This window comes from Dietzia sp. CW19 (assembly GCF_014145265.1).
GTDB classification, from domain to species: domain Bacteria; phylum Actinomycetota; class Actinomycetes; order Mycobacteriales; family Mycobacteriaceae; genus Dietzia; species Dietzia natronolimnaea.
The window spans coordinates 1-4602 of record NZ_JAALEE010000001.1; the positions used below are offsets into that span (position 1 = coordinate 1).

At 67.3% G+C, this 4602-nt stretch carries 3 protein-coding genes; 1 reads left to right on the plus strand and 2 read right to left on the minus strand.

Features of this window, described 5'->3' with window-relative positions; genetic code table 11:
* Positions 1 to 255 precede the first annotated feature (255 nt).
* Positions 256 to 1212, plus strand: a complete 957-nt coding sequence (locus G6021_RS00005; RefSeq protein ID WP_347238886.1) for a bile acid:sodium symporter — start codon at positions 256 to 258, stop codon at positions 1210 to 1212.
* 2 nt (positions 1213 to 1214) lie between these two features.
* On the opposite strand, the gene G6021_RS00010 is transcribed toward G6021_RS00005, so the two are convergent.
* Together G6021_RS00010 and G6021_RS00015 are read right to left on the minus strand one after the other, a co-directional pair.
* Positions 1215 to 2690, minus strand: coding sequence for an IS1634 family transposase (locus G6021_RS00010; protein WP_182640421.1), 1476 nt, complete (start codon positions 2688 to 2690; stop codon positions 1215 to 1217).
* Positions 2691 to 3041: 351 nt separating this feature from the next.
* Complete coding sequence (locus tag G6021_RS00015; RefSeq protein ID WP_182640422.1) at positions 3042 to 3602, minus strand: alpha/beta fold hydrolase; 561 nt, start codon at positions 3600 to 3602, stop codon at positions 3042 to 3044.
* Positions 3603 to 4602: the final 1000 nt, after the last annotated feature.

A 4602-nucleotide genomic window follows, 5' to 3' on the forward strand; every position in this document is an offset into this window, starting at 1 on the left:
GTAGGTCACCGCCGAACACAACTTCACACGAGAGCCCCCGGATCGCATCACGCGACCCGGGGGCTCTCGTCATACCACCCCACCCACGTGCGTGGCAGGCTGCAGGCGAGCTTGCAGGCCTGCGGACGAGGACCGGGCCCGTCTCCGGCTCGGGTGACCGGCGGACCGGAAGGAGTCGGCCTCGGGTTCGGACTGGCTGGCGTGGTCGGAGCCGCCGTGGTCTCGGATCTGGAGGATGAGAGAGGTGCCGACGGGGTGGACAAGCGACTGAATCGGCTCACCCTCGAGCGTCGGCAGGTGTGGATCTATGTCGCGGCCATCGCCGCGGGTCTCGCATCGGGGAGCGCCATCCCGGCGACGGCGTCGATGGCCGAGGTGCTGCTGTGGCCGGTTCTCGCCCTGTTGCTCTATGCCACGTTCCTCCAGGTGCCGGTGCTGCACCTGATCTCCGCCTCGCGCGACCTCCGGTTCTCCGGAGTGGTCCTGTTGGGCAACTTCGTACTCATGCCCCTGATCGTGTGGGCGATGGTGTCTCTCCTTCCCGCCGACCCCGCGATCCGTCTGGGCGTGTTGCTGGTGTTGCTCGTGCCGTGCACCGACTGGTTCATCGCCTTCACCCAGCTCGCCGGCGGGGATGTGCCCCGGGCCGTCGCGGTGACCCCCGTCAACCTTGTTCTACAGCTGCTCCTGCTTCCTCTTTATCTGCTGCTCATGGCGCGGGAGGAGGTCACAGGGTTGATCACGCTCAACGTGGTCGCGCCGGCGCTGCTGATCGTCGCCGTGCCCCTGATCGCGTCGACGCTCACGCAGTGGTGGGTCGATGCCCGCCCGGGGCGTCTTGTGGTGCGTGATCGATGGGCCTGGGCACCGGTTCCGCTGCTCGCTGGTGTCGTGTTTCTCGTCGCCACGGCTCAGGTGGATACCGTGCTCGGTGCGCTGAACGTTCTCCCGGTCGTCGTCCCGGTCTTCGTGGCGTTCCTGCTCGCGGCCGCGCTCACCGCCAAGGCTCTGGCGGTCTCGTTCTCTCTCCCGCCCCGACAGGCCCGGACACTCGCCTTCGGACTCGGGACCCGGAATTCGTTTGTCGTCCTTCCGCTGGCGCTCGCACTGCCTGAGGGGTTCGAGGTGGCGGCAGTGGTGATCGTGGCACAGACCCTGGTCGAGCTCCTCGGCATGATCGCCTTCCTCTGGCCTGACTTCCACAAGTTTTAGTGTCACCCTGCGTTGATCGCGTCGATGACGGCTCGCGCAGCGTCCGGGATTGTGGGCTCGACGAGCATTTCGTGGTCGCCAATGGCGACGGTGACCGTGCGCAGCGGCCGCAGGGTGGTGACGATCTTCCTGGTCGACATGCCGGTGACGTCCTGCAGGTGCCGGGCCACGGCCAGGGCCGCGAACACGACGGTCAGGTGAGCTTCGATCGCATCGCGGGTGCGGTGGAAGATCGGCCGGGCCCTCAGGTCGGCCTTGGCCATGCGGAAGGACTGCTCGACCTTCCAGAGATCGTGATAGGCCGCCACGACGGCATGGCCGTCCATCACGTCCGGGGCAATGTTGGTGACATACCCCTTGTAACCTGCAGATTCGCGGGCCCGCTCGATCGAAACCTCGTCCAGGATTACCTTTTGGTCGGTGACCTTGACGAATCGCTGCTTCTTGAGTGGCTCTGCCCGGTCGGCCACGCGTTGGGCCCGGTCGATCTGCGCGTTCAGCGTCCGCTGGTCTCGTTTGGCCCGCTCCCATTTGTAGTGCCACACCACCCGCCGGTCTCGCCGGTCCCGGCCTTGCCCCATTGGGCGGATCAGCTCCACGACGCCGTCGTCGGGGATGGCGTTGCCGCGGCGGCCGAAGTGCTCCTCGAGCTCCTTGGGCGCCTTGGAGGTGCGGGAGCCGACGATGAACGACAGGCCCGCGTCCTCCAGTGCATTGAGGTTGGCCGCCGAGAGCATTCCGGCATCGGCCACCACGACCATGTCGCTGATCTGGTGGCGCATCTGGAAGGCCGTGATGACCGGGATCAGCGTCTTGGTCTCTGCCTTGTTGCCCTCAAAGACGTGCACGTCCAGCGGGAAACCATCCCGGGCCACCAGCAGGCCCACGGTGATCTGCGGAGCGACCTTGCGCTCCTTGCTCATCCCGACTTTGCGCAGGTCATCTTCTTTTTCTGCCTCGAGATACAACGTGGTCAGGTCGTAGAGCACCAACGCCACGCCAGGGCCGCCGGTGCGGGTGACGTGGGCCCAGCAGGCGGTAGCGATCAGGGTGCGGTAATCCCGGCCGACCACCCGCTGTAGACAGTTGTAGAGCGTGTTGACATGCGGTGGTGTCGTCCCCAACTCGGCCAGGACCCGAACCGAGTCCAACTTGCTCGTCGGCTCCACCACGCGGCACAGTACCAGGTCGCGGAACACCGGATCGCCCACCACGTCGAAACCGAGCCTGGAGTACGTACCGGTCAACCCTTGCCACAAGATCCGCGCCGTGGACCGCTGGATCCGCGCGGCCGTCGCCGCCGGCACGTCGATCACCGCGCCGTCGCGCTCGCCCAATTCCAGGTCAAACGCCTGCTGATCGCCCTGAATGCGCTGCTTGGCGACCTCGATCAACGCCGCCAACTCGCCGGGGGTGTGAGCCGAACCCAGGTGCTCGCGCACCACCAACCGGCCGCCGACCCACTCGACCAACTGCACGCCCGTGGCCCCCGGCCCCGTCGGCACCTTCCGAAATCTCAGCCCCACACGCCCAAACTACCGGGCCGTTTAGTGTCACAAACGCCAGCACCGAACTCGTCCTACCAGCGCAAACCACAACCCGGAACGCTAGAACAGCGTCAACTTGTGGAAGTCAGGTCTGGCTGATTCCGGTGGTCTTCAGGACCGACCAGCGGTCCGCCGACGGGGGACTGTGAGGACCACCGTGTCGACGGGTCCCGGGGCGGCGGATGTGGCCACCGCACCTATCTGCGCTCGGCTGGTGCGAGGGCGGAGCGACGGTTGTCCACGGTGGTGCCGGCACACTCCACCGAGAGCCTGCTGCGTGTGTCACACGATGGCGTCGAGGGCGTGGGGCAGCGTCGTGACTCCGTCGGTCGCGAGGAAGTGGCCCGCTCCCGGGACGACCTGAGCCGACGTGCCGAGAAGACCGGCCAGGCGGTCTGTGAGGTCGACAGGAACATGATCGTCGTCGTCGGAACGCAAGATGGTGAGCGACCCGGCCCTCTCTCGGATCCCGGACAGGTCCACGCCGTCACCGATGAAGTCGTCCAGTTCGGGTAGCCCCGGCAACGGGTCGACGAATCCCGAGACGAGCACGAGACCGCCCACCTCCCACGGTCCCGTCAGGGAGGCGAGGTGGCGCAGAACGGTGAGGCAACCGAGGCTGTGGGCGACCACGATCGTGTCTCTCCCCGGGATACCGAGCTCTTCTGCGGCGGTAGCCGCCCACCGGTCCGGAGATGGGGACGTGGACTCCGGCAAGGCGGGTACTCGTGTGGGGACCCCCGCGTGTTCGAGCTGTTCTGCGAGCCACCCGAACCAATGGTCCGCGGGCGTCGCACCGTACCCGTGGAAGATCACGGCCTGGGTGTTTCTTACCGACGTCATGCCACCGAACGGTAGACCGTGCCGCAAGGGAGGGTGAGTACAGCCCTGGCGGCCTGGGTGTCGTTCCACTCCTCCGCACCGGCTCGCGGCCGGGGATCACCGAGGGGAGTGTCCGACCGTTGCTCGGGTTCAGTCCGAGCGCGGGGCAGTTGCTCACCTGCTCGCGTTGATGCATCAGTGTGCTGCCGGGTTCGGTGTCCGGCGGGCACCGGAGACCGGGCCGTGATGCTCGGAGGTTCTCGACGCGGAACGACGCGAGGTGCGCGGCGGTCGCCGTCGATCGACACAGCACGGTGTACCCGGCCACGACGGTGCGCGGTCGGCCGGCGACATGCCGTGGTGCCGGCTCGGTAGAAGACCCCGGCCCGACCGGAGGCGCGGTAGAGGCGGTGACGGGTGAGACCGGTGAGCCCGCACACGGTCGCGATCCGCACGCCGAGGCCCCCGCCCTGAGTGCCCCCCACACGGTCGTGAGTCGGGACGGCCACTCACCGCACGCGACGGAGCTCTGGGAGGACGAGCCGAGCACTGGGAGGACGAGCCGACTCCGCCCTGCAGCTCGAGCCGCACTGATGGCCGGATCGCGTAGGCCCCGTCCCCTCGGGTCGGGTAGGACACGTGGTGGCAGGGGCGGAAGTCGGGCGGCCGGAGGGGGAACACGGCAGGGACGCAGCGGGAAGACCCGTCTGTACGTGGCTTTGGCGATCTGCCGGCATGGGCCTGCAGGGGCGCCCTGGGAGGCGTTGACCAGCCGATTTGGTGTTCCGTTGGGGCGCGTGTAACTTTATCGGAGCCGCCAGGGAGCGGGGGTCGAGCCGAGAGGTTCGAGTCCTGGTTTCGGGCGGTGGCTTCGCGCAGGGGCGCCGAACGATCGGGTTGACCGATCGACTTCGGTCCGCTAGAGTAGGCGAGCTGCCTCCGATGGAGAGCGGCAACTTCCCCCGAAGGTATGTGGCGATAGTGCCACATGGCGACGGTGTGGTGGTGTTGTTTGAGAACT